Genomic DNA, 20,173 nt, shown 5'->3' with positions numbered 1-20,173 from the left:
ACACATCGTCAGGGACGGTCTAGTGCGCGCCGTCGACGAGACCGGACGCACCCGGCGGGTCCAGCTCCTCGCGCCGCTCGCCCACCGCGACTTCCGGATCCTGTGGCTGGGGATGAGCACATCGTTGCTCGGCGACGGCGTGCTCCTGGTCGCGCTTGCCTGGCAGGTGTACTCGCTGACCGGCTCGCCGAGCGGGATGTCCGTGGTCGGGGTGGCACTGGCCGCTCCACAGCTCGCCCTGGTGCTCGTGGGCGGAGTCGCCAGCGACCGGCTGGACCGACGGTGGATCATGATCGTCAGCGACCTGGTCCGCGGCTCGTGCCTTGCCGTGCTGGCGGTGTTGGCACTCTCCGGCAACCTGCGGTTCTGGCACCTTGTCGTGGTGGCCGCGGTGTACGGGGGCGCCTCCGGGTTCTTCCCCCCGGCCTTCGAAGCGATCGTGCCCAGCCTGGTACCCGCTCACGAACTGGTCGAGGCCAACGCCCTCGACCAGTTCGTCCGCACCGCGGCTCTGCAGGTCGGCGGGGCCGCTGTCGGAGGCCTGCTCGTCGCCGTGGTCGGTCCGGGCGGGGCCTTCGCGTTCGACGCGCTGACCTTCGTGGTGTCGGTCGGCTGCCTGCTGCGGATCCGGCCGGTGCCGCCTGCCCCGGCGGACCGGAGTCAGTCGTTGTGGGCGGACTTCCGCGCGGGCGTCGGCTACGTACGCGGCCAGACGTGGCTCTGGGGGACCCTCGTCTCCGCGACCTTCGCGTATCTGCTCATCCTCGGACCCACCGAGGTCCTGCTGCCCTATGTGGTCAAGCAACTGCTGCACGGCTCGGCGGCGGAGCTCGGCCTGGTGCTCGCCGGTGGAGGGGTGAGCGCCGTCCTGGCCGCCCTCGTCGTCGGGCAGACCGGCCTGCCGCGCCGCTTCATCACCTTCATGTACGGCACCTGGACGCTCGCCACCCTCGCGGTCGCCGGCTACGGCCTGGCTACCCGGACCTGGCAGCTCGCCCTGGCCTGCGCGGTCGTCAACGGCTTCGAGACCGCCGGAATCGTCGCCTGGGGCACCGCCAAGCAGCGACTCGTACCGGCCAGGCTGCTCGGCCGGGTCTCCAGCGTCGACTGGTTCGTGTCGATCTCGCTCGTGCCGCTGTCCTACGCCCTCACCGCACCTGTCGCGGCGGCCATCGGCGCCCGCCGGACACTCGTCGGCGCCGGTGTCCTCGGCTCCGTGGCCACCCTGGCCTTCCTCTTCCTGCCGGGCATGCGCGCTGTGGAACGCGACCCGCCGCCGGAGAACAGTGACAAGGAGCACCCCATGAACCTGTCCCCGAAAGGTCCGCCCGTCCCGCTGCGCAATGACGGCGTGGACTGGGACAGCTGGCCGGTGCAGGAGTACCTCGCCGAGAACTACCGCGAGCTGCACGCCTGCGATGCCGAGGTCATCCGGCACCATGCCGCCTTCTACCGGCGGTTGCCGCCGGACTCCATCACCCTGTCGCTGGAGTTCGGAGCGGGCCCGAACCTCTACCCCCTGATGCTCGCCGCCGCGGCCAGCCGCCGCATCCACGCCGTCGAGTCGAGCGCGGCCGGCGTCGAGTACCTGGTCCGGCAGCTGACCGACGGGCCCGACGAGAGCTGGCAGGCGTTCTACGCATTCTGCCGTGACCTGGAACCGGCCCTGCCGACGACCCTGGACGAGGCGCTGTCGCGGGTCCGGAGCGTGCACGGGGACGTCCGGGAGGTACCCGAGGGGGCTTATGACCTCGCGTCCATGAACTTCGTGGCCGAGAGCATCACCGAGGACGTCGAGGAGTTCACCGCGCTCTGCCACACCTTCATCCGCTCCGTGCGGCCCGGCGGGTTTCTGGTCGCCGCGTTCATGGAGAACATGCCGCGCTACCGGATTGGTTCGGGGCCGGAGTGGCCCGGCTGCCCCGTCGACGGAGACACGGTACGCAGCGCGTTCCAGCCGCACACCGACCACCTCGACGTCACCCGCATCGACTCCGACCCGACGCTGCCCGCCTACGGCGACACAGGCATGGTGCTGCTGCAGGCGGTCAGGACCTGAAGGCCGCCGCGGCGGCCCCCCGGGAGCACTGCCCACAGCCCCGGGAGCGCTCAGCGGGACAGGACCGTGGCCAGTCGGGTGGCGAAGGTGGACCAGTGCGGACGCGGGCGTCCTGGACGGAGAAGGTCGTGTCGAGGCCGGTGAGGTGCAGCAGCTTGCGGATTTGCGGCCGGACGCCGATGAGGTGCAGCAGGCCGTGCCGCGGGCTGATGAGGTTGTGGGCGTGCACGAGTACGGACAGCCCGCGGCAGTCCATGAACGTGACGCCGGTGAGATCGACGACGAGGTCCGGAGGGTGGCCCCCGCGCTCCGGGCGGGCGAGGGCGTCCAGCCGTCGGCCGACGTACGGCGCGGTCATGAGGTCGATCTCGCCGTGGAGTTCGACGACCGGGGTCCGGCCGTGGGTGCGCACCCGTACGGCGAAGGCGGGGCTCGGGTTGTCTGGGGCCACGGGGGCTTCCCTTCCGGAGGGGTGCTATGGGAGGCGTACGGCCTACGCGGCGTGCAGTGCCAGCGTCGGCGACAGGCGGGCCGCGCGGACCGCCGGATAGAGGCCGGCGACGGTGCCGATGATCAATGTGGCACCGAAGCCCCCACTGACCGCCCACGGCGGCACCACCCACGGGAGCCCGCCGGTGGTGGCGTAGACGAAGGTGGTGAGGGAGCCGAGGGCGATGCCCGCGAGGCCGCCGAGTCCGGAGAGCATGAGGGACTCGGTGACGAACTGGATGCGGATCTGGCCCCTGGTCGCGCCCAGGGAGCGGCGCAGGCCGATCTCGTAGCGGCGTTCAAGCACCGAGATGATCATGGTGTTGGCGACGCCGACACCGCCGACCAGTAGGGCCACCCCGCCGAGGCCGAGCAGCAGACTGGTGAACGCGCCGTCGGTGGCGGCCTTCGCCTGCAGCGCGGCCGAGGGGTCCGTGACCTTCACGACCTGCGGGTTCTGCGGGTTGGCGGTGCGCGGGACGAGGTCGCGTACGGCGGCGACCGCGGCGTCGGTGGAGCGTTCGTAGACGGACGTGGGATGGCCGTCGAAGCCCAGCAGCTGTTCGGCGGCGTCCCAGCCGACGAGGGCGGAGCGCTCGATCTCGGGTGCGAGCGGCAGTGGGTCGAGGATGCCGATGACGGTGAAGTACCGGCCGCCGATGAACACCTGCTGCCCGGGGGCGGTGATGCCGAGGCGATCGGCGGCGACGCTGCCGAGCACGACGGACGGGTACTTGCCGGTGGCCCTGTTGAGCCAGCTGCCGCTGCGCACCGAGCCGCGCAGGGTCTTCAGCAGCTCCTCGGTGGTCGCCTTGACGGCGATACCGCCGGTGTCGTCCACGGGGATCTTCTCGGAGCGGCGTACCGACTGCTTGACGTCGCCGGTGGCGCCCACCTGCTCGACGCCCTCGATCCGGCCGATCATGCCGGGGGACTCCTTCGGCAGCCGGGCGTCCTGGCCGGTGAACAGCGCGTCGCCCGGGGTCACGACGAGCATGTTGGTGCCCAACTGGTCCAGTTCCCGCATGAGTTGGGCCCTGCTGGAGGAGGAGATGCCGACCACCGCGATCATCGTCGCGATGCCGAGTGCGATACCGAGGGCGGACAGGACGACGCGCATCGGGCGGCCGCGCAGCCCGGCAGATCCGACGTGGAACACGTCGCGGGCGCTGAGCCGGGCCGGGGACAGTGCGGTGCGCCGCACACGGCTCGTACGGCTCATACGGCGACAGCTCCGGCGTCGGCCCCGGTGGGGGCGGGCTTGGTGTCCGCCACGACCCGGCCGTCGCGGATCCTTACCTGGCGGGGCAACCGGTCGGCGATCTCGCTGTCGTGGGTGATCACGGCGATGGTCGCGCCTTCCTTGTTGAGGTCGTGCAGCAGCTCCATGACCGCCTCGCCCGAGGCGGAGTCCAGGGCGCCGGTGGGTTCGTCGGCGAGCAGCAGATCAGGTTCGCCGACGACGGCACGCGCGATGGCGACGCGCTGCTTCTGCCCGCCGGAGAGCTGGTGCGGCTTGTGGTCCATCCGGTCCGCGAGGCCGACGCGCTCCAGTGCGGCGGCGGCCCGGCGGCGGCGTTCGGCGCGCGGCAGCCCCGAGTAGAGGAGCCCTTCGGCCACGTTGTCCTGGGCGCTGATGCCGGGCACGAGGTGGAACGCCTGGAAGACGAACCCGACGTGCTGGGCGCGCAGCGCGGAGAGCCTGCGGTCGGAGAGCGCGGCGACGTCGTGGCCCGCGATGGCGACCGAGCCGGAGGACGGCCGGTCCAGGGTGCCGACGATGTGCAGCAGCGTGGACTTGCCGGAGCCGGACGGGCCGACGATGGCGAGCAACTCGCCCTCGTCGATCGTCAGATCCACGCCGCGCAGCGCCGCGACGCCGCCCGGGTACTCCTTCCCGACGCCGACGAGTTCCACGACGACCTTCGGCGCGGTGCTGGTGGAACTCACAGCGACGGCACCCCGACCTTCATGCCCTCGCGCAGCCCGCCGCCGCTGATCTCGACCCGGCCCTGGCCGAACATGCCGAGCTCGACGGGGACGTCGCGTGCCCTGCCGTTCTCCACGACCTGGACGCCGAAGCCGCCGCTGGGCAGCGCCAGCAGGGCGTTGACGGGTACGGACAGGACGCCCTTGTGGGTCTGCCCGGTCAGATTCACCGTCACCGGTGACTTGTCGAGGCCGCCGACCTTGGCCGGGTCGTCGAAGGTGACCGTGACGGTGATCCTGGGCGTCTTGTCCTGCGGGTCCTCGCCCTCCTCGACGGTCTTGCCGACGGAGGAGACCTTGCCCCGCGCGGTGCCGCCGCCCGGCAGCTCGACGGTGACCGCGGTGCCCGTCCGCGCCAGCTGTCCGTCGGCGACCTCCAACTTGAACTCCACGATCCGCTCGGAGCTGGTCGTGGTGAGTACCGGCTTGCCGGGGGCGGCCTGGTCGCCGACGGTGGAGTCCGCCGACTTGATCCGTACCGGACCGGCCGAGAACGCGATCTGCTCGGGGCCGATCGTGCCGGTCTTCGGCAGGTCGTGGTCCTTCTGCCAGCGCTTGACGGCATCGGCGGTGCCGGCGGTGAACTTGTCGTCGGCGGCGAGACCCGAGCCGAAGCCGAGGGCGCGCAGGTTCTCCTTCAACTGCCGGACGTCGTCGCCCTTGTCGCCGCTCTTCAACGTCCGGTACATGGGCGTGGTGCCGTACATCAGCCGTACGGGCTTGCCGTCGACCTCGTACAGCTTGCCGTCGCGCCCGATGGAGGAGCCGGCGCCGGCGACCCAGGTGATGGTGCCCATGGCGCCCGCGTTGATCTTGCGCTCCTTGGAGTAGCCGAGGGTGCCCTGCTTCTGGGTGCTGTCGCTGAGATCGCCGCGCTCGATCGGGGCGGTCGCTGGCGGAAGGCCGGAGTTCTGCTGGGTCACCCCCTTGTCGCGGGCGGCCGGCGCGGTGACCGCGACGCCGCCCGCAGCGACGACCACGACCACCGCCGCGGCGGCCAGAACGATTCTCTTGCGCTTCATCGACGTCTTCCCGTCCGTCCCGTGCGTGCTGTGCGTTCCGTGCGTGCTCTGCGTTCTGTGCGTGCTCTGCGTTCTGCTTGTGCGCTTGCGCATGCCGTCGGTTCCGCCGGTCGTCAGTCGACGGAGCAGAGCTTGTTGGCCTTGTCGAACTTCTCCTTCTCCGCGCCCTGCGGCATGGGCATGGCCTTCTGCATCCCGCCGCTGTCGCCGAAGTTCGGATCGGGCATGTTGACGCCGTTCTTACGCATGCACTGGGCGAACTTGAGAGCCTTGTCCTTGTCCGCCTGGGATATTTCTCCCGACGGGTTCGCACTGAACTGCCTGCAGGCGTCCATTGCCTTCTTCAGGGACGCCTCGCTGCCGTTGTTGCCGATCGTCATGCCCCGCGAGTCCTCGCCCGGCTTCGGTTCCGGCACGTCCAGGCCGTTGTCCCGCAGGCACTTGCGGAACTTGAGCGCCTTGTCAGCGGCGGTGTCCGCGGTCTTCTTCCCGTCCGACGCGTTCGTGTCGGAGCCCGAATCGGCACCCGAACAGGCGGAGGCGAAGAGGGCGAGGGCGGCCAGCGCAGCGGCGCCGGCGGAAACGCGCTTACGGTTTCTCATGGGATTCTCACTTTGCGGCTGCTCCGGATATCGACGGGAAGAGATTGGCAGCCGAAGAGGTCTCGCTTCTCTAAGCGAAGTCCTTTACAACGGCGAAAGGTCCGCATCGGGTAAACAGGGGCACATGCGTGTTCTGCTGGTGGAGGACGAGGAATTCCTGGCCGAAATGGTGGCCGACGGGCTGCGCCGTGACGCCATCGCGGTGGATGTGGCGTCGGACGGCGCCGAAGGACTGCGGAAACTCCGGTTCGGCGCCTACGACGTGCTCGTCCTGGACCGCGATCTGCCCGGGATCCACGGCGACGAGGTCTGCCGCCGGGTCGTGGAGCAGCGGCTGCTCACCCGCGTCCTGATGCTCACCGCCTCCGGCACCGTCCGCGACCGGGTGGCCGGGCTGGGCCTGGGCGCGGACGACTACCTCACCAAGCCGTTCGCCTACGACGAGCTGCTCGCCCGGGTCCTGGCGCTGGGCCGCCGCGCGCACCCCGCGCTGCCCCCGGTGATCGAACGCGCCGGCCTCGTCATGGACGGCGCGCGCCGCCAGGCCAGCCGCGACGGCCGGTATCTGACCCTGTCCCGCAAGGAGTTCGCGGTGCTGGAGGTGCTGATGCGGGCGGACGGCGCGGTGGTCAGCGGCGAGGATCTGATCGAGCAGGTGTGGGAGGAGGACACCAGCTACCGGACGAACGCGGTCCGGGTGACGCTCAGCAAGCTGCGCACCAAGCTCGGCGAGCCGCAGGTGGTGGAGACGGTGCCGGGCGTCGGCTACCGGATCGCCGACGGCGAGGACTCGCACCGCAACTCCGCCGCAGCCCCCGGGGAGTGGTCATGAGCCGGCTGCGCCTGAGGCTGCGGCTGCGACTGTGGCGGCTCAGCAGTGAGCGCGCCCGGCTGACGGCCCTGTACGGCGGGCTGCTGGTGCTGGCCGGCGGAGTGCTGATCGCCCTGGTGTACTCGCTCGTCCGCAGCGGTCTCTACTCCAGCATCAGCCTCGCTGTCACCACCGCCGTGCCGGCCACGGAACTCCCCTCGCCCTCCCCGTACTTCCTGCCGAGCAGGGAGTACGCCGTGGCTCAGCCGGCGCTCCCGATGCAGGGCAGGACGTTCGACACGGCCAACATCCATGCGGCCACGAAGATGATCACGACAGCGGCGGAGAGCGCGGCGCTCAGCAAGCTGCTGACCGTCTCCCTCGTCTCGCTCGCCGTCTTCGCCGTGCTGTCGGTGGCGCTGGCCTGGTGGATGGCGGGACGGGTGCTGCGTCCGGTGGGCGTCATCACGTCCACCGCCCGCCGGTTGTCCGGCGAGAACCTGCATGAACGCATCGAGCTGAAGGCACCGCCCGGCGAGCTGAAGCAGCTCGCCGACACGTTCGACAACATGCTGGATCGGATAGAGCAGTTGGTCTCCGCGCAGCAGCGGTTCGTCGCCAACGCCGCCCACGAGCTACGGACGCCGCTGGCCGTGCAGCGTGTCGCGGCCGAGATCGGGCTCGCCGACCCGGACCTGGATCCGGAGCGGCTCGCGCGGATCCGCCGCAAGCTCATCGATGTCGCCGACGACAGCGAGCAGCTGATCGACGGGCTGCTGCTGCTCTCGGCCACCGATCAGGGGCTGGAGAGCGTCGGGCCGACCGCGCTCGACGCGATCGCGTCGAGCGTCGCGACGGCGCTCGCGGACGAGGCACGCGAGCGCGGTGTCACCGTCGGGACCGAACTGCGGCCGCTGACAGTGGAGGGCGAGGCCGTGCTGCTCGGTCATCTGGTGCACAACCTGGTGAGCAACGCGATCCGCTACAACCACCCGGGCGGACAGGTGCGGATCCGGGTCGGCGCGGCCGGCCTGGAGGTCTGCAACACCGGCCCCGAGGTGCCGGCCGAGGCCGTGCCCGAGCTCTTCGAGCCCTTCCGCCGGATGCAGGCCCGGCGCCACGCGCCGGGGGAGGGGGCGGGACTCGGGCTCTCCATCGTCGCCTCGATCGCCCGCGCGCACGGGGCCGAGGCCACCGCCGACGCGAATCCCGGCGGCGGCCTGACGGTCCGCGTGGTCGGCTGGAAACCGGTCCGAGCACTGGAGGCCGGCCGTCTGTAGGCCGGAGTCCCGGAGGCCAGGAGGCCAGGAGCCCTGGAGACCGGAGTCCTGGAGGCCCGAAGTTCTAGAGGTCGAACTCCTTGGGGTCGATGCCCACGGCGAAGCACGCCTCGCGGACGACACCCTGCTCGGTCTTGTCGAAGTCACCGTCGGCGCCGCCGATGACGATGCCGATCTGGATGACGGCGCGGGCCTCGGTGGGCTTCTTCTGGACCTTGCCGATCTCCTGCAGGATCCCGACCTTGCCGAAGTCGAAGTCGGCGGTCAGCTTGCCCAGGTAGTCGTTGAACCGGCGCTGCAGGTCCTCGGCCGGGAAGTTCTGGAGTACGTCGTTGCCCGCGATCAGCGAGGCCACGCGCTGGCGCTCGGACGGGTCGATCTGACCGTCGGCGGCGGCGACGAGCGCGCACATCGCCATGCTGGCGTCGCGGAACGCCCCGCTCTTGAGGTCGTTCTTCTTGGCGTTGAGCTGGGTCTGCATGGTCTGCGCGGACTCCTTGAAGCGGTTCCACAGGGCCATGGTGGTGTCTCCTCGACGCATTGGGCTTTCGATCTCGCCCAGGGAACTCCCCGGGGGCCTCATCGAGTTCCCCCGGGCTCCCCGGATGGGCTCCCCGGATGGGCTCTCCGGACGAGGGTCCGATGCCCGCGAATGGGCGCCTCGGCTACGGGATCAGCACGACCTTCCCCATCGTGGCGCGGGTCTCCAGCGCCCCGTGCGCCGCGGCGGCCTCCGCCAGCGGGAACCGCTGCACCTCCGGTACGAGTCGCCCGGCCGCGGCCTCCGCGAGGGCCGCCTCCTCCAGGGCGCGCAGGCCCTCGGGGCCGCCGATCGCCTTCATCATCGCGGGGCCGATCACGGTCTGCGAGGTGATGCCGCGCCTGGCCCGCTCCTCCTCGTCGAGGTCCAGCGGGCCGCCGGCGGACCAGCCGTACACGAGGTGCCTGCCGCCCTTGCCGAGCAGGTCGACCGCGCCGCGGCCGAGTGCGCCGCTGACGGCGTCGAAGACGACGGTCGCGGACCGGCCGCCGAGGGCGGTGCGTACCTGGTCGGTCCAGTCGGGGGCGGTGTAGTCGACGGCCACGTCCGCGCCCAGGCCGCGGATCCGCTCGACCTTGGCCGGGCCGCCCGCGGCGCCGACGACGAGGGCGCCGACGTTCCTGGCGTGCTGGACGAGCAGGCTGCCGATACCGCCGGCCGCGGCGGTCACGATCACCACGTCCTGGTCGGTCAGCTCCGCGAAGCGCAGGATGCCGAGCGTGGTGCGGCCGGTGCCGACCATGGCGACGGCCTCGGCGAAGTCCAGGTTCTCCGGCAGCTCGTGCAGTTTGCCGGTGTCGGTGACCGCGGCCTCGGCGTAGCCGCCGGGCACCATGCCGAGGTGGGCGACGACGCGGCGGCCGAGCCAGCGCGCGTCGGTGCCCTCGCCGAGCGCGTCGACGGTGCCGGCGACCTCACGGCCGGGGATCGTCGGCAGCTCGGGCAGCGGGTACGGGCTGTTCGGGTCGCCCTGGCGGAAGACGGTGTCGATGACGTGGACCCCCGCCGCGCCGACGGCGATCCGCACCTGTCCCGGCCCCGGCACCGGCGTCTCGGTCTGCTCGTACATCAGGTTCTCGGCGGGGCCGAAGGCGTGCAGACGGGCGGCGCGCATGGCGTTTCTCCGGATCTTCGGGCGTCACGGGCACCTGGTGGCGCCGCACCGCCCATCCTTCGACTTGAACCTAAGTTGAAGTCAAGGTCGGAGTGCCGTGGTGCCGGATCCGCGTCACGCCCCGGCCAGGAGCTTCTGCTTGGCCTGGTTGTACTCCTCCTCGGTGAGGTCGCCGCGGCTCTTCATCTCCGACAGCTTGTGGAGCTGGTCCACGTTGTTGTCCGAGGTGGGGCCCGCCGCGTCGCGCACGTACTGCTTGAAGGCCGTCTGCTGGGCCTCCGCCTGCTTGACGTCGCGCTCGCTCATGCCGTGGCCGCGCAGGATGACGTAGACCAGCACGCCGAGGAAGGGCAGCACGATGACGAAGATCATCCAGCCTGCCTTGGCCCATCCGCTGAGGTCGTGGTCGCGGAACAGGTCGCCGATGATCCGGAACAGCAGGAAGAACCAGAGCACCCAGAAGAACAGCAGGAGCATCGTCCAGAACAGGTCGAGCATCGGGTAGTTTTCCATGACCCAATGAGAAGCCCTGGTCAGAACCGCCGCATCCGGAGATGGCCCGTACGGGTCAGACGCGCGGGAAGCGAGCCAGCAGATCCCAGAGGACGGGATTGTCGGCGAGACCGTCGTGCATGTCGGTCAGGTCCGCGATCAGGTCGTGCAGGAAGTCGCGCGCCTCGCGGCGGAACGTCGTGTGGTGCAGGGAGAGCGGCGGCTCGTCCTCGGCCCAGTCGGCGACGACGTCCACGTAACCGAAGCGCCGCGCGAAGCGGAGCCGGTCCGAGGACTCGGTGAAGTCGAACTCGGCGTACTGCGTGCGCGAGGCGCGGCTGCCGCGCGGGTCCAGGTCCAGCTTCTCGACGATGTCGCATATCGCCCAGGCGAAGTCGAGCACCGGGACCCATCCCCAGGCTGTGGACAGTTCGCGCTCGCCCTTCGCGAGGTACACATCGCCGCAGAACAGGTCGTGGCGCAGAGCGTGGACGGTCGCGGTGCGGTAGTCCGTCTGCGGGGGGTCGGGGAAGCGGCGGGAGAGGGCGTAGCCGAGGTCGATCACGCTGTCGATCGTCGCACGCGGTACGACCGCGGCTGTACGAGTGCTTCCGCACCGTGCTTGATCACTCCGTGCGGGCTCCGCGTCGCCCCCGGGATCGGCGGTCTTCAAGGCCGCGGCGCGCCTCCGCGGAGGCGCGCCGCGGCCGGGACGAAGCCGCGGCCGTCGTCCGCGATATCCAGGACGGCCTGGTCGCCGAGGTACGACAGGGTGATCACGGCCGCCGAGGCGCCGGCATGCTCGCGCACGTTGGCCAGCGCGCCCTGCGCGATCCGCATCAGGGCGGCCTGCGCGGCGGCCGGCAGTCCGCCGGGGGTTCCGGCCGGTGTTCCGCCCGAGGTCGCGGTGGTGACGTGCGTGCGGGCGGTGGCCGGGTCGCTGCCCCAGGTGCGGGCGGCGGCCTGCAGCAGCATCTGCTGGCTGGACAGCCCCTGCGCCAGGCTGTCGTGGATCTCCATCGCCGGCCGCTGCCGCTCGGCCAGGGCGCCCGCGCGCGCTCGGTGGCCGCCAGCTCGCGCTGGGTGCGGACGAAGTCGTCGATGAGCGCGTGCTGGCGGGCGGCCTGCCGCTGCATGTGCAGGAAGACGGCGGTGGCGAGGCCCGCGACGGCGTGCGGCGGCGCTCGGGAAGTGACCGTCAGACGCCGACGGCCTCCGGATCAGGAGAGATCCGGAGGCCGTCGGAGGGTGGAGCCCGATGTCAGAGGTTGACGCCGAAGTCCGTGGCGATGCCCACGAGGCCGGAGGCGTAGCCCTGGCCCACCGCGCGGAACTTCCACTCCGCGCCGTTGCGGTACAGCTCGCCGAAGACCATCGCGGTCTCGGTGGCCGAGTCCTCGCTCAGGTCGTAGCGGGCGATCTCCGCCTCGCCGGCCTGGTTGACGATGCGAATGTAGGCGTTGCGGACCTGGCCGAAGTTCTGGCTGCGGGTCTCGGCGTCGTAGATCGAGACCGGGAAGACGATCTTGTCGATGTCGGCCGGGAGCGCCGCCAGGTTGACCTTGATCTGCTCGTCGTCGCCCTCGCCCTCACCGGTCTTGTTGTCGCCGGTGTGGACGATGGACTGGTCCGGCGTCGCCTTGTTGTTGAAGAAGACGAAGTGGCCGTCGGAGTAGACCTTGCCGGTGGTGTTCACAGCGATGGCGCTCGCGTCGAGGTCGAAGTCGGTACCGGTAGTGGTACGGACGTCCCAGCCGAGACCGACCGTGACCGCCGTCAGGCCAGGCGCCTCTTTGGTCAGCGAGACGTTGCCGCCCTTGGACAGGCTTACAGCCATTGGGAGTCCCCTCCATGGAGATGGGTTGTTGCCGACGAAGCTACCGTCACCCGTCACAACGCCGTCAGAGGACTGTCTGGTTCCCTGCGAAGGATTCACGATTGGCCACAGCGGCCGAAACCACCGTGGAAAACCCTGTGACGGGAGCCGCCGGAACACGGGATCATAGGACGCATGTCCGGTCCCCTTGTCATTCGCGGCTCCGTCTCCGTCCCGGAGGCCGAGCTCCTGTGGCGTTTCTCCAGGTCGTCGGGGCCGGGCGGGCAGCATGTGAACACCAGCGACAGCCAGGTCGAGCTGCGCTTCGACCTCGCCGGTACGGAGTGCCTGCCGCCGGTCTGGAAGGACCGGGCGCTGGAGCGGCTCGCGGGCAAGCTCGTGTCGGGTGTGCTGACGGTGAAGGCGTCCGAGCACCGCTCGCAGTGGCGCAACCGTGAGACGGCGCTGGTCCGGATGGCGTCGGTGCTGGCGACGGCGACCGCCCCACCGCCCAAGCCGCGCCGTGCGACGAAGATCCCGCGCGGTATCAACGAACGCCGGCTGCGGCACAAGAAGCAGCGCGGCGAGACCAAGCGCGGCCGCGATCAGCGGTCCTGGGACTGATCCCGGCTATTCCAGCTGCCGGTAGCGGCCCTTGAAGTAGACCAGCGGTGAGCCGGCGGCGCTCGGCGTCTGCGCGGCGAGCACGCGTCCGACGACGAGGGTGTGGTCCCCGGCCGTGACCCGCTGCTCCGTCCGGCACTCCAGCACCGAGAGCGCCCCGCCGAGTATCGGCGCACCGGAGAGGGCGCCCCGGTAGTAGGCCACGTCCTCGAAGAGCAGCCGGTCGCTGATCCGCCCGCGCATCGCGAAGCGCCCCGCGATGTGCCGCTGGCTCTCGCTGAGCACCGAGGCCGCCCACAGCGGCTGCCGCTCCAGCAGGTCGTCCATTCGCGAGTCCGCGCGGACGCTCACCAGTACCATCGGCGGTTCGAGCGAGACGGACAGGAACGCGGTGGCCGTCATGCCGACGTCCTCGCCCCTGGGCCCGTCCTCCGGGTCGTGAGCGGTGACGAGAACGACGCCGGCCGCGAGGCGGGCCATGGCGGCGCGGAAGTCGTCGGGGTGGGCCATGATCCCAGGATGGGGGACAGCGGATGTCTGCAGCACATGAAGGACGGTACGTCCCCGTTCTGGCCCCGCGCATCGGGCTTCGGGACCAGGCGGGTTCCGGACCCGACCTAGGCCGGAACTAGCCGGGTCCTAAGCCCAAAGCCATACGCTCCGTGGTCAAGCCGGGGCAAACTCCTGTGACTTGAGTCACAAGGGGCAGGAATTGTTGACCCTGTGTACCGGCCGAACTGCTCCCTGTGATTCAGTTGCCGTGGCAATCGGACGACAAGAAATCCCAGGAGTTGCTGTCGAGGGCTCGGAGAGAGGCATGGACACCGAGTCGGAGCCGTATGTCCGTCTCGCGACCCTGCGTCAGCTGCACCAGGTCGTAGCAGACCTCAATACGGCACGAAGTCTCGCCGACACTCTGCAGGCCGTGGCCGACGGGGTGGTCAACGGGCTGGGCTATGAGCTCTGCGCGGTGAACCTGGTGCGCCCGGACGGCGACCTGGTCGTCGCCGCCTTCGCCGGAAGTGTCGCCGCCGAGTCACTCCTCGCCGGCCGCGTCGGCTCGCGCGCCTCGTGGGAACGCCGGCTGAACATGGGCGAGCGCTGGGGGATGTTGCGGTTCATACCGCACACCGAGGGCTGGGTCCTGGTCGACGACGACGTCCCGCAGTGGCACACCGACGGCCCGCCGCCCCGCTTCCCGGACGAGTGGCACCCCAACGACCGGCTCTACGCCCCGATGTACGCCTCCGCGAACATCGGCGGCGAGCTGATCGGCGTCATCTCCGTCGACAAGCCCACCAACGGCCGGCACCCCGGCCCCTGGGGGTGCGAAGCGCTCCAGATGTACGCCTTCCAGGCCGCCATCGCCATCAGCAACGCCCGGCTGCGGGCCAACATGCAGCGGGCGCTGGTCCGGCTGGAACGCGACCAGCAGGCGCTGCGCGCCAGCGAGGAGAGCTTCCGGCAGGCGTTCGAGTACGCGCCCAGCGGTATGGCCATCGCCGAGATGGGCGGCGACCAGCACGGCAAGCTGCTGCGCGCCAACGACGCGCTGTGCCGGCTGCTGGGCCGCCCCGCCTCCGTGATGCGCCGCTACTCCTTCTCCGACCTCGTCCACCCCGAGGACGTCGGACTGCTGCTGCGGACCTCCGCCGAGGGCGGCCGGGCCGAGCTGCGCCTGGCCCGCCGCGACGGCACCTATGTGTGGGTCTCGCTGCGCAACTCCGTCGTCGCCGACACGGCGGACGGCCCGCGCTTCCTGCTGACGCACGTCGAGGACATCGAGGAGCGCAAGGGCCGCGAGATGCAGCTCGCCCACCGCGCCAGCCACGACTCCCTGACCGGGCTGCCGAACAGCGCGGAGCTGCGCTCCCGGCTCTCCAGCCGGCTCTGTCAACGGCCCGACGACGCGGTGTCCGACGCCGCCCCCGACGAGTTCGCGTTCAGCTACGGCTTCGGCCCGGACGACATGGCCAGCCCCATGGGGGCGATCGGTGGCTACGACCTGCACACCCACACGACCGCGCCGGACGAGAGCGAGGACTCGGGCAGCAAGGGCCTGGCCGTGCTCTTCTGCGACCTGGACGGCTTCAAGTCGATCAACGACCGGTTCGGCCACCACACCGGTGACGCCGTCCTGATCGAGGTCGCCCGCCGGCTGGCCAGCGTGGTCCGCGACGGCGACACCGTGGCCCGGCTCGGCGGCGACGAGTTCGTCGTCCTCGCCGACGGCCTGGGGCCCGCCGACGCGCAGGACCTCTCGGTCCGGCTGCGCAACGCGATCATCCCGCCGATCCGGGTCGACGGCCGGGCCGTACGCGTCGGTGCGAGCTTCGGTATCGGCTGGGCCGGCTGCGGCATGACCGCCGACGAGATCCTGCACTCCGCCGACCAGCGCATGTACATCGAGAAGCGCTCCCGCTCGCGCAACCACCGCCGCGCGGGCTGAACCGCAGGGGTGCGGCCCGCCGGGCCCCTGTGATCGGGGGGCGACCCCCTGAGTCGGCTGAGGGGCGATACCGGTACGGAACGGGACCAAAGCAGGCGCGTAACGGGACCAATGCCGGGTTCACGGGGGTTCCCTCCACCTTGCGGAGTACCCGAGATCGATCTGGCGGTTGACCCCGGACCGCCATTCCCCTGCATACGCTGGGTAATGTGCAGCGCCTCTACTCCTTTCTCCGCAGACACCCCACGTGGGTCGACAGCTTCTGGGCTCTCGTCCTGCTCGGGATCAGCGCGCTGTGGGTGATGGAGGACAGCAGCATGTCGCGGGTCTCGCGGCTGGCCGCGATCCCGCTCGCCTTTGGGCTGAGCGCCGTCGTCGCGCTGCGCCGCCGGTCGCCGGAGAAGACGCTGCTGCTGGTCATCGCCATCGGCATCGCCCAGCTTCTGCTGGACGTCCGGGTCAATCCCGGTGACTTCGCGATGCTGGTCGCCGTCTACACCGCCGCCGCCAACGGCGCCCGCTGGGCCTCGCGGCTCGCCCTCGTCGGCGGTCTGAGCGCCTCGCCGATCTCGACCCTGCGCTGGCCGGAGGACAACCCGTACTCCAGCACCTGGGTCGGCATAGCCCAAGTGATCTTCGTGTCCGTCCCCTTCGCGCTCGCCTGGGTCATCGGCGACAGCCTCCGCACCCGCCGTGCCTACTACCTCCAGCTGGAGGAGCGCGCCGCCCGTCTCCAACGGGAGCGCGAGGCGCAGTCCAAGGCCGCGGTCGCCGCCGAGCGGGCCCGTATCGCCCGTGAGTTGCACGACGTGGTGGCGCACAACGTGTCGGTGATGGTGGTGCAGGCGGACGGCGCCGCCTACGTACTGGACGCCTCGCCCGAGCAGGCCAAGCAGGCCCTGTCGACCATCTCCAGCACCGGCCGTCAGGCGCTCGCCGAGATGCGCCGGCTGCTCGGCCTGCTGCGGGCGGGCGACGACAGCGGCGGGGAGTACGTACCGCAGCCGGGCGTGGACCAGTTGGCCGAACTCGTCGAGCAGGTGCGCGGCGCCGGTCTGCCCGTCCGGTTCGAGGTGACCGGTGAGGCCCGTCCGCTCTCCAGCGGTGTGGAGCTGACCGCGTACCGCATCGTCCAGGAGGCGCTGACCAACACCCGCAAGCACGGCGGCACGGACGCCACCGCGACCGTCCAGCTCGTCTTCGCGGATGCCGAACTGGACCTGCTCATCGAGGACGACGGGCGGGGCGCCCAGCACGAGCTGTACGAGGACGGCGGCCAGGACGGCCTCGGGCAGGGCCTGATCGGGATGCGCGAGCGCATCGGCATGATCGGCGGCACGCTGGAGGCCGGGCCGCGGCCCGGCGGCGGCTTCCGGATCAGCGCCGTACTGCCCCTCAAGACGGGACGCTGACGCACCCGACCGGCCCGCCCCCGACTCGTCACCGCCGACTTCCAGAAGCCGATTTTCCAGCAGAAGAGGACCAGAACACGATGGCGATCCGCGTAATGCTCGTCGACGACCAGGTGCTGTTGCGCACCGGTTTCCGCATGGTGCTGCAGGCCCAGCCCGACATGGAGGTCGTCGCGGAGGCGGGCGACGGCGCGGAGGCGGTCGAGGTGCTGCGCGCCACCAAGGTGGACGTGGTGCTGATGGACGTCCGGATGCCGCGGCTCGACGGCGTCGAGGCGACCCGCCAGATCTGCGGCGGCCCGGACCGCAAGCCGGACGACGGCGGCCCGCGGGTGCTGATCCTCACCACCTTCGACCTGGACGAGTACGCCTTCTCGGCGCTCAAGGCGGGCGCCAGCGGCTTCATGCTCAAGGACGTCCCGCCGGACGAGCTGCTGGCCGCCATCCGTTCGGTGCACAGCGGGGACGCGGTCGTCGCCCCGAGCACCACGAGGCGGCTGCTGGACCGCTTCACGCCGATGCTGCCCAGCTCCGGCACGCCGGACAACACCGCGGTGAACCGGCTGACCGAGCGCGAGCGCGAGGTGCTGCTGCTCGTCGCCCAGGGCCTGTCGAACGGCGAGATCGCGCGGAAGCTGGTGCTGTCCGAGGCGACGGTGAAGACGCACGTCGGCCGCATCCTCACCAAGCTCGATCTGCGCGACCGCGTGCAGGCGGTGGTGCTGGCCTACGAGACGGGTCTGGTGCGGGCCGGCACCGGCGGCCACTAGTCAGCTGCTGCCGGCGGCCGATCAGTCAGTGCCGTCGTCAGTGGCCGTCGTCAGTGGTCGTCGCGCAGGACCAGAGCCAGCAGACCCGGGAAGCGCTGGTCGAACTCCGCGCGGCGCAGCCGGTTGACGCGCTTGGGCCCCTGGTCGCGCTGCTCGATCAGCCCGGCCGTGCGCAGCACCGCGAAGTGGTGGCTGAGCGCGGCCTTGCCGACGGGCACGTCGAAGGTGCCGCAGGTCCGCTCCCAGTCGCCCGCGCCGGCGAGTTCGCGCACGAGCTGGAGGCGTACGGGATCGGCGAGGGCGGCGAGGGCCGTCAGGACGGGTACGTCGTCCGGGTGGGTGTGCTCGGGTTCTGTCCGGTGGCCCATCGCGTGTCCTCTTGCCTGACCTTGTCGCCCGTGTTGCCCTTGCAGAGTGTTCGATGAAAACCATACACTCCGAGTGTTCGCTTTTCATTGAACAGTTGGCGAGGGGTGGCAGCCATGCGCGCGATCGAATTCGGAGAGTTCGGCGGACCCGAGGTCCTCCAGGTGACCGAGGCTCCCGTACCGGAGCCAGGACCCGGAGAGGTGACCATCGACGTGGCGTACGTCGGCGTGAACTTCGCCGACACCAAGGCCCGCGCCGACGGCTACCGGGTGCCGGCACTGCCCTTCCGCCCCGGCCTGGAGGTCTCCGGCCGGATCCGCGCCGTCGGCGCCGGCGTCGAGGGCCTGGCCGTCGGTCAGCAGGTCGCCGCCCTGACCCCGCACAGCGGCTACGCGGAGGTCGTCACGGCCCCCGCCGTCACCGTCTTCGCGCTCCCCGGGGGCGTGTCCCTGCGGGTCGGCGCCACCCTGCCGACCGTGCTGCCCACCGTTCAGGGCCTGGTGCACGAGGTCGGCCGGCTGCGCGCCGGCGAGACCGTACTGGTGCAGGGCGCGGCCGGCGGGGTCGGCACGGTCGCCGGGCAGGTCGCCAGGCTCGGCGGGGCGGCCGCCGTCTACGGCGTCGTGTCGCGGCCCGAGAAGGTCGCGGAAGCGCTCAAGTACGGCTACGACGAGGTGTTCGTCGGCGACGACTTCGCCGCCGAGGTCCAGCGGGCCACCGGCGGCCGCGGCGTCGACCTCGCGCTGGACCCGGTCGGCGGCGACACGCTCCGCCGCAGCCTGGACTCGCTCGCGCTCTTCGGGCGGCTCGTCTCCTTCGGCAACGCGGGCGGCGGCGCCCCCTGGCAGCTCGGCCCGCCGGAGCTGTACGCGCGCGGCCTGTCGGTGGCCGGCTTCTCGATCCTCACCATCGCCGAGAACGATCCGGAGACGCTGCGCGCGATCGCCGACAAGTCCTTCCAGCTCGTCGCCGGCGGCAAGGTCGAGCTGCCGATCACCGCCGAATTCCCGCTGGCGGAGGCCGCCGAGGCGCACCGCCTCATGGACACCCGCACCACCACCGGCAAGCTGCTGCTGCGCGTCGCCGGGGAGTGACGCGGGAGGTGCCACGCGTTCGGGCCCGGCTCCCGTTCAGTCCTGCGGGAACCGCTCCACGAACGCGCGCACCGCCGCCGCGACGTCGTCCACCGTCCACTCCAGCGCCGACGCGGCCACCGTCACCTCGGTCACCGACATCCCGGGCACCTCGGTGTCGAACCACTTGCCGAACACCACGGACTTCGTCTCCAGCGCCTGCCGCAGCCCGGCCTCGTCCAGCACCGAGGCCGGATACGGCAGCCACACCTGGAACTGGTGGGTGCACGGCACCGGCGGGTTGATCCGGAAGAACGGCACCGCGCCCTCGAACCCGTCCCGCAGCCCCTCCACGACGTTCTTCGCGTGCGCCACGTACGAGGGCAGCCGCGGCAGCTCGTTGTCCAGTCCGGCCAGCGCGGCCAGCACCGTCGGGAACTGCTGGAACGACAGGCCGCCGTACCGGTGCCGCCAGGCCTTCGCCTCCGCGATCAGCTCGGCCGGGCCGGCCAGCACCGCGCCCGAGATGCCGTCGAGCGACTTGTAGAACGACACGTACACGCTGTCCGCGAGGTCCGCGATCTCCGCCAGGGAGTGGCCGAAGTGCGGCGGGCACTCCCACAGCCGGGCCCCGTCGAAGTGCACCACGGCGTCCCGGTCGCGGGCGGCCGCCACCGTCTCGGTCAACTCCTCCCAGGTGGGCAGCTGGAAGCCCGCGTCGCGCAGCGGCAGTTCCAGCATCAGGGTGCCGAACGGCTCGTCGAGGGTCCGGATCTCCTCCGCCGTCGGCATCCGGGGCGCCGACGTCGGATGGACGGTGCGCAGTCCGCTCACCACCGAGAGGGCGTCCCTCTCGTGCACCTCCGGGTGCGCCAGCGGGTGCAGCGCGACCACCGGGTTGCCCGTCCGGCCGGCCCAGCACCGCAGGGCCACCTGCTGCGCCATCGTCCCGGTCGGGAAGAACGCCCCGGCCGCCATGCCCAGCAGCTCCGCCACCCGCTGCTCCAGTACGGCGACGACACCGTCGCCGTACATGTCCAGCGAAGTGTCGAGGTCGTACGCGGCCGCGCCCTCGGCCACCAGGCGCTCCAGCCGTTCGCGCATCAGCGGCCGCTTGCCGCTGGACAGCACCCGGTCACATGCCCTTACAGCCGCCCAGCGCGCTGCCTTCTCGTCGTCGATCGGATTGCCCATGGCACCGATCCTGCCCCACGAGGGGCCCTTCTGCCGAGGGGGATTTTCCGGCTGTCCGCGGTCCACC

21 protein-coding genes and 1 pseudogene are annotated in these 20,173 nt (G+C 71.1%); 8 read left to right on the top strand and 14 right to left on the bottom strand.

The features are described from left to right. Positions 1-22: 22 nt before the first annotated feature. A complete protein-coding gene (locus tag AC07DC_RS36150) occupies positions 23-2,059 on the top strand; it encodes an MFS transporter (RefSeq protein ID WP_478918833.1) in 2,037 nt (678 codons plus the stop codon). On the opposite strand, the gene AC07DC_RS36145 is transcribed toward AC07DC_RS36150, so the two are convergent. The 5 genes from AC07DC_RS36145 to AC07DC_RS36125 all read right to left on the bottom strand — a co-directional run bounded on the left by AC07DC_RS36145 (position 2,049) and on the right by AC07DC_RS36125 (position 6,161). Continuing rightward, a complete protein-coding gene (locus tag AC07DC_RS36145; protein ID WP_478918832.1) occupies positions 2,049-2,510 on the bottom strand; it encodes an STAS domain-containing protein in 462 nt (153 codons plus the stop codon). The genes AC07DC_RS36150 and AC07DC_RS36145 overlap by 11 nt on opposite strands. Before the next feature lie 42 nt (positions 2,511-2,552). Further along, a complete protein-coding gene (locus AC07DC_RS36140; RefSeq protein ID WP_478918831.1) occupies positions 2,553-3,770 on the bottom strand; it encodes an ABC transporter permease in 1,218 nt (405 codons plus the stop codon). Further along, positions 3,767-4,498 carry an ABC transporter ATP-binding protein gene (locus tag AC07DC_RS36135; protein WP_478918830.1) on the bottom strand — a complete coding sequence of 244 codons (732 nt, stop codon included), beginning with the start codon at positions 4,496-4,498 and terminating at the stop codon, positions 3,767-3,769. The genes AC07DC_RS36140 and AC07DC_RS36135 overlap by 4 nt, the downstream gene beginning before the upstream one ends. Beyond that, a complete protein-coding gene (locus tag AC07DC_RS36130; RefSeq protein WP_478918829.1) occupies positions 4,495-5,559 on the bottom strand; it encodes a peptidoglycan-binding protein in 1,065 nt (354 codons plus the stop codon). Before AC07DC_RS36130 ends, AC07DC_RS36135 begins: the two co-directional genes overlap by 4 nt. Before the next feature lie 113 nt (positions 5,560-5,672). Beyond that, positions 5,673-6,161, bottom strand: coding sequence for a hypothetical protein (locus tag AC07DC_RS36125; protein WP_478918827.1), 489 nt, complete (start codon positions 6,159-6,161; stop codon positions 5,673-5,675). A gap of 124 nt (positions 6,162-6,285) precedes the next feature. Between AC07DC_RS36125 and AC07DC_RS36120 the strand changes: the two genes are divergently transcribed. Together AC07DC_RS36120 and AC07DC_RS36115 are read left to right on the top strand one after the other, a co-directional pair. Then, complete coding sequence (locus AC07DC_RS36120) at positions 6,286-6,993, top strand: response regulator transcription factor (protein ID WP_478918826.1); 708 nt, start codon at positions 6,286-6,288, stop codon at positions 6,991-6,993. Continuing rightward, a complete protein-coding gene (locus AC07DC_RS36115) occupies positions 6,990-8,252 on the top strand; it encodes a sensor histidine kinase (protein WP_478918825.1) in 1,263 nt (420 codons plus the stop codon). The genes AC07DC_RS36120 and AC07DC_RS36115 overlap by 4 nt, the downstream gene beginning before the upstream one ends. 64 nt (positions 8,253-8,316) lie before the next feature. Here the strand turns inward: AC07DC_RS36115 and AC07DC_RS36110 are convergent, their stop codons facing one another. The 6 genes and pseudogenes from AC07DC_RS36110 to AC07DC_RS36085 all read right to left on the bottom strand — a co-directional run bounded on the left by AC07DC_RS36110 (position 8,317) and on the right by AC07DC_RS36085 (position 12,236). Beyond that, positions 8,317-8,772, bottom strand: coding sequence for a tellurite resistance TerB family protein (locus tag AC07DC_RS36110; RefSeq protein WP_478918823.1), 456 nt, complete (start codon positions 8,770-8,772; stop codon positions 8,317-8,319). A 145-nt stretch (positions 8,773-8,917) separates the two neighbouring features. Continuing rightward, complete coding sequence (locus AC07DC_RS36105) at positions 8,918-9,907, bottom strand: zinc-binding dehydrogenase (protein ID WP_478918822.1); 990 nt, start codon at positions 9,905-9,907, stop codon at positions 8,918-8,920. 114 nt (positions 9,908-10,021) lie between these two features. Beyond that, a complete protein-coding gene (locus tag AC07DC_RS36100) occupies positions 10,022-10,420 on the bottom strand; it encodes an SHOCT domain-containing protein (protein WP_478918821.1) in 399 nt (132 codons plus the stop codon). Between the two features lie 55 nt (positions 10,421-10,475). Then, positions 10,476-10,964, bottom strand: coding sequence for a hypothetical protein (locus tag AC07DC_RS36095; RefSeq protein WP_478918820.1), 489 nt, complete (start codon positions 10,962-10,964; stop codon positions 10,476-10,478). A 137-nt stretch (positions 10,965-11,101) separates the two neighbouring features. Then, positions 11,102-11,583, bottom strand: a pseudogene (locus AC07DC_RS36090) (sensor histidine kinase); the annotation flags it as partial. Positions 11,584-11,660: 77 nt separating this feature from the next. Beyond that, positions 11,661-12,236, bottom strand: a complete 576-nt coding sequence (locus AC07DC_RS36085; protein WP_138354105.1) for a TerD family protein — start codon at positions 12,234-12,236, stop codon at positions 11,661-11,663. A 174-nt stretch (positions 12,237-12,410) separates the two neighbouring features. Between AC07DC_RS36085 and arfB the strand changes: the two genes are divergently transcribed. After that, complete coding sequence (gene arfB, locus AC07DC_RS36080) at positions 12,411-12,839, top strand: alternative ribosome rescue aminoacyl-tRNA hydrolase ArfB (protein ID WP_478918819.1); 429 nt, start codon at positions 12,411-12,413, stop codon at positions 12,837-12,839. Positions 12,840-12,845: 6 nt separating this feature from the next. Here arfB and AC07DC_RS36075 read toward each other — a convergent pair whose 3' ends face one another. Next, positions 12,846-13,349, bottom strand: coding sequence for a flavin reductase family protein (locus AC07DC_RS36075; protein ID WP_478918818.1), 504 nt, complete (start codon positions 13,347-13,349; stop codon positions 12,846-12,848). Between the two features lie 307 nt (positions 13,350-13,656). On the opposite strand from AC07DC_RS36075, the gene cdgB reads away from it, so the two are divergent. From cdgB to AC07DC_RS36060, 3 genes are all read left to right on the top strand, one after another. Continuing rightward, positions 13,657-15,288, top strand: coding sequence for a diguanylate cyclase CdgB (gene cdgB / locus AC07DC_RS36070; RefSeq protein WP_478918817.1), 1,632 nt, complete (start codon positions 13,657-13,659; stop codon positions 15,286-15,288). A 209-nt stretch (positions 15,289-15,497) separates the two neighbouring features. Further along, positions 15,498-16,700 carry a sensor histidine kinase gene (locus AC07DC_RS36065; RefSeq protein ID WP_478918816.1) on the top strand — a complete coding sequence of 401 codons (1,203 nt, stop codon included), beginning with the start codon at positions 15,498-15,500 and terminating at the stop codon, positions 16,698-16,700. 80 nt (positions 16,701-16,780) lie between these two features. After that, on the top strand, positions 16,781-17,470 hold the full coding sequence (locus AC07DC_RS36060; protein ID WP_478918815.1) for a response regulator: 690 nt from the start codon (positions 16,781-16,783) through the stop codon (positions 17,468-17,470). Between the two features lie 50 nt (positions 17,471-17,520). Here the strand turns inward: AC07DC_RS36060 and AC07DC_RS36055 are convergent, their stop codons facing one another. Further along, positions 17,521-17,838 carry an ArsR/SmtB family transcription factor gene (locus tag AC07DC_RS36055; protein WP_478918814.1) on the bottom strand — a complete coding sequence of 106 codons (318 nt, stop codon included), beginning with the start codon at positions 17,836-17,838 and terminating at the stop codon, positions 17,521-17,523. A 114-nt stretch (positions 17,839-17,952) separates the two neighbouring features. Here AC07DC_RS36055 and AC07DC_RS36050 point away from each other — a divergent pair, with 114 nt between their 5' ends. Beyond that, positions 17,953-18,933, top strand: coding sequence for a quinone oxidoreductase family protein (locus AC07DC_RS36050; protein ID WP_478918813.1), 981 nt, complete (start codon positions 17,953-17,955; stop codon positions 18,931-18,933). Positions 18,934-18,969: 36 nt separating this feature from the next. Here AC07DC_RS36050 and AC07DC_RS36045 read toward each other — a convergent pair whose 3' ends face one another. Beyond that, positions 18,970-20,106, bottom strand: a complete 1,137-nt coding sequence (locus AC07DC_RS36045) for a threonine aldolase family protein (protein ID WP_478918812.1) — start codon at positions 20,104-20,106, stop codon at positions 18,970-18,972. Positions 20,107-20,173: the final 67 nt, after the last annotated feature.

It is taken from the genome of Streptomyces sp. NPDC045021, from assembly GCF_056432645.1.
This window is presented reverse-complemented; position numbering and strand designations above follow the sequence as displayed.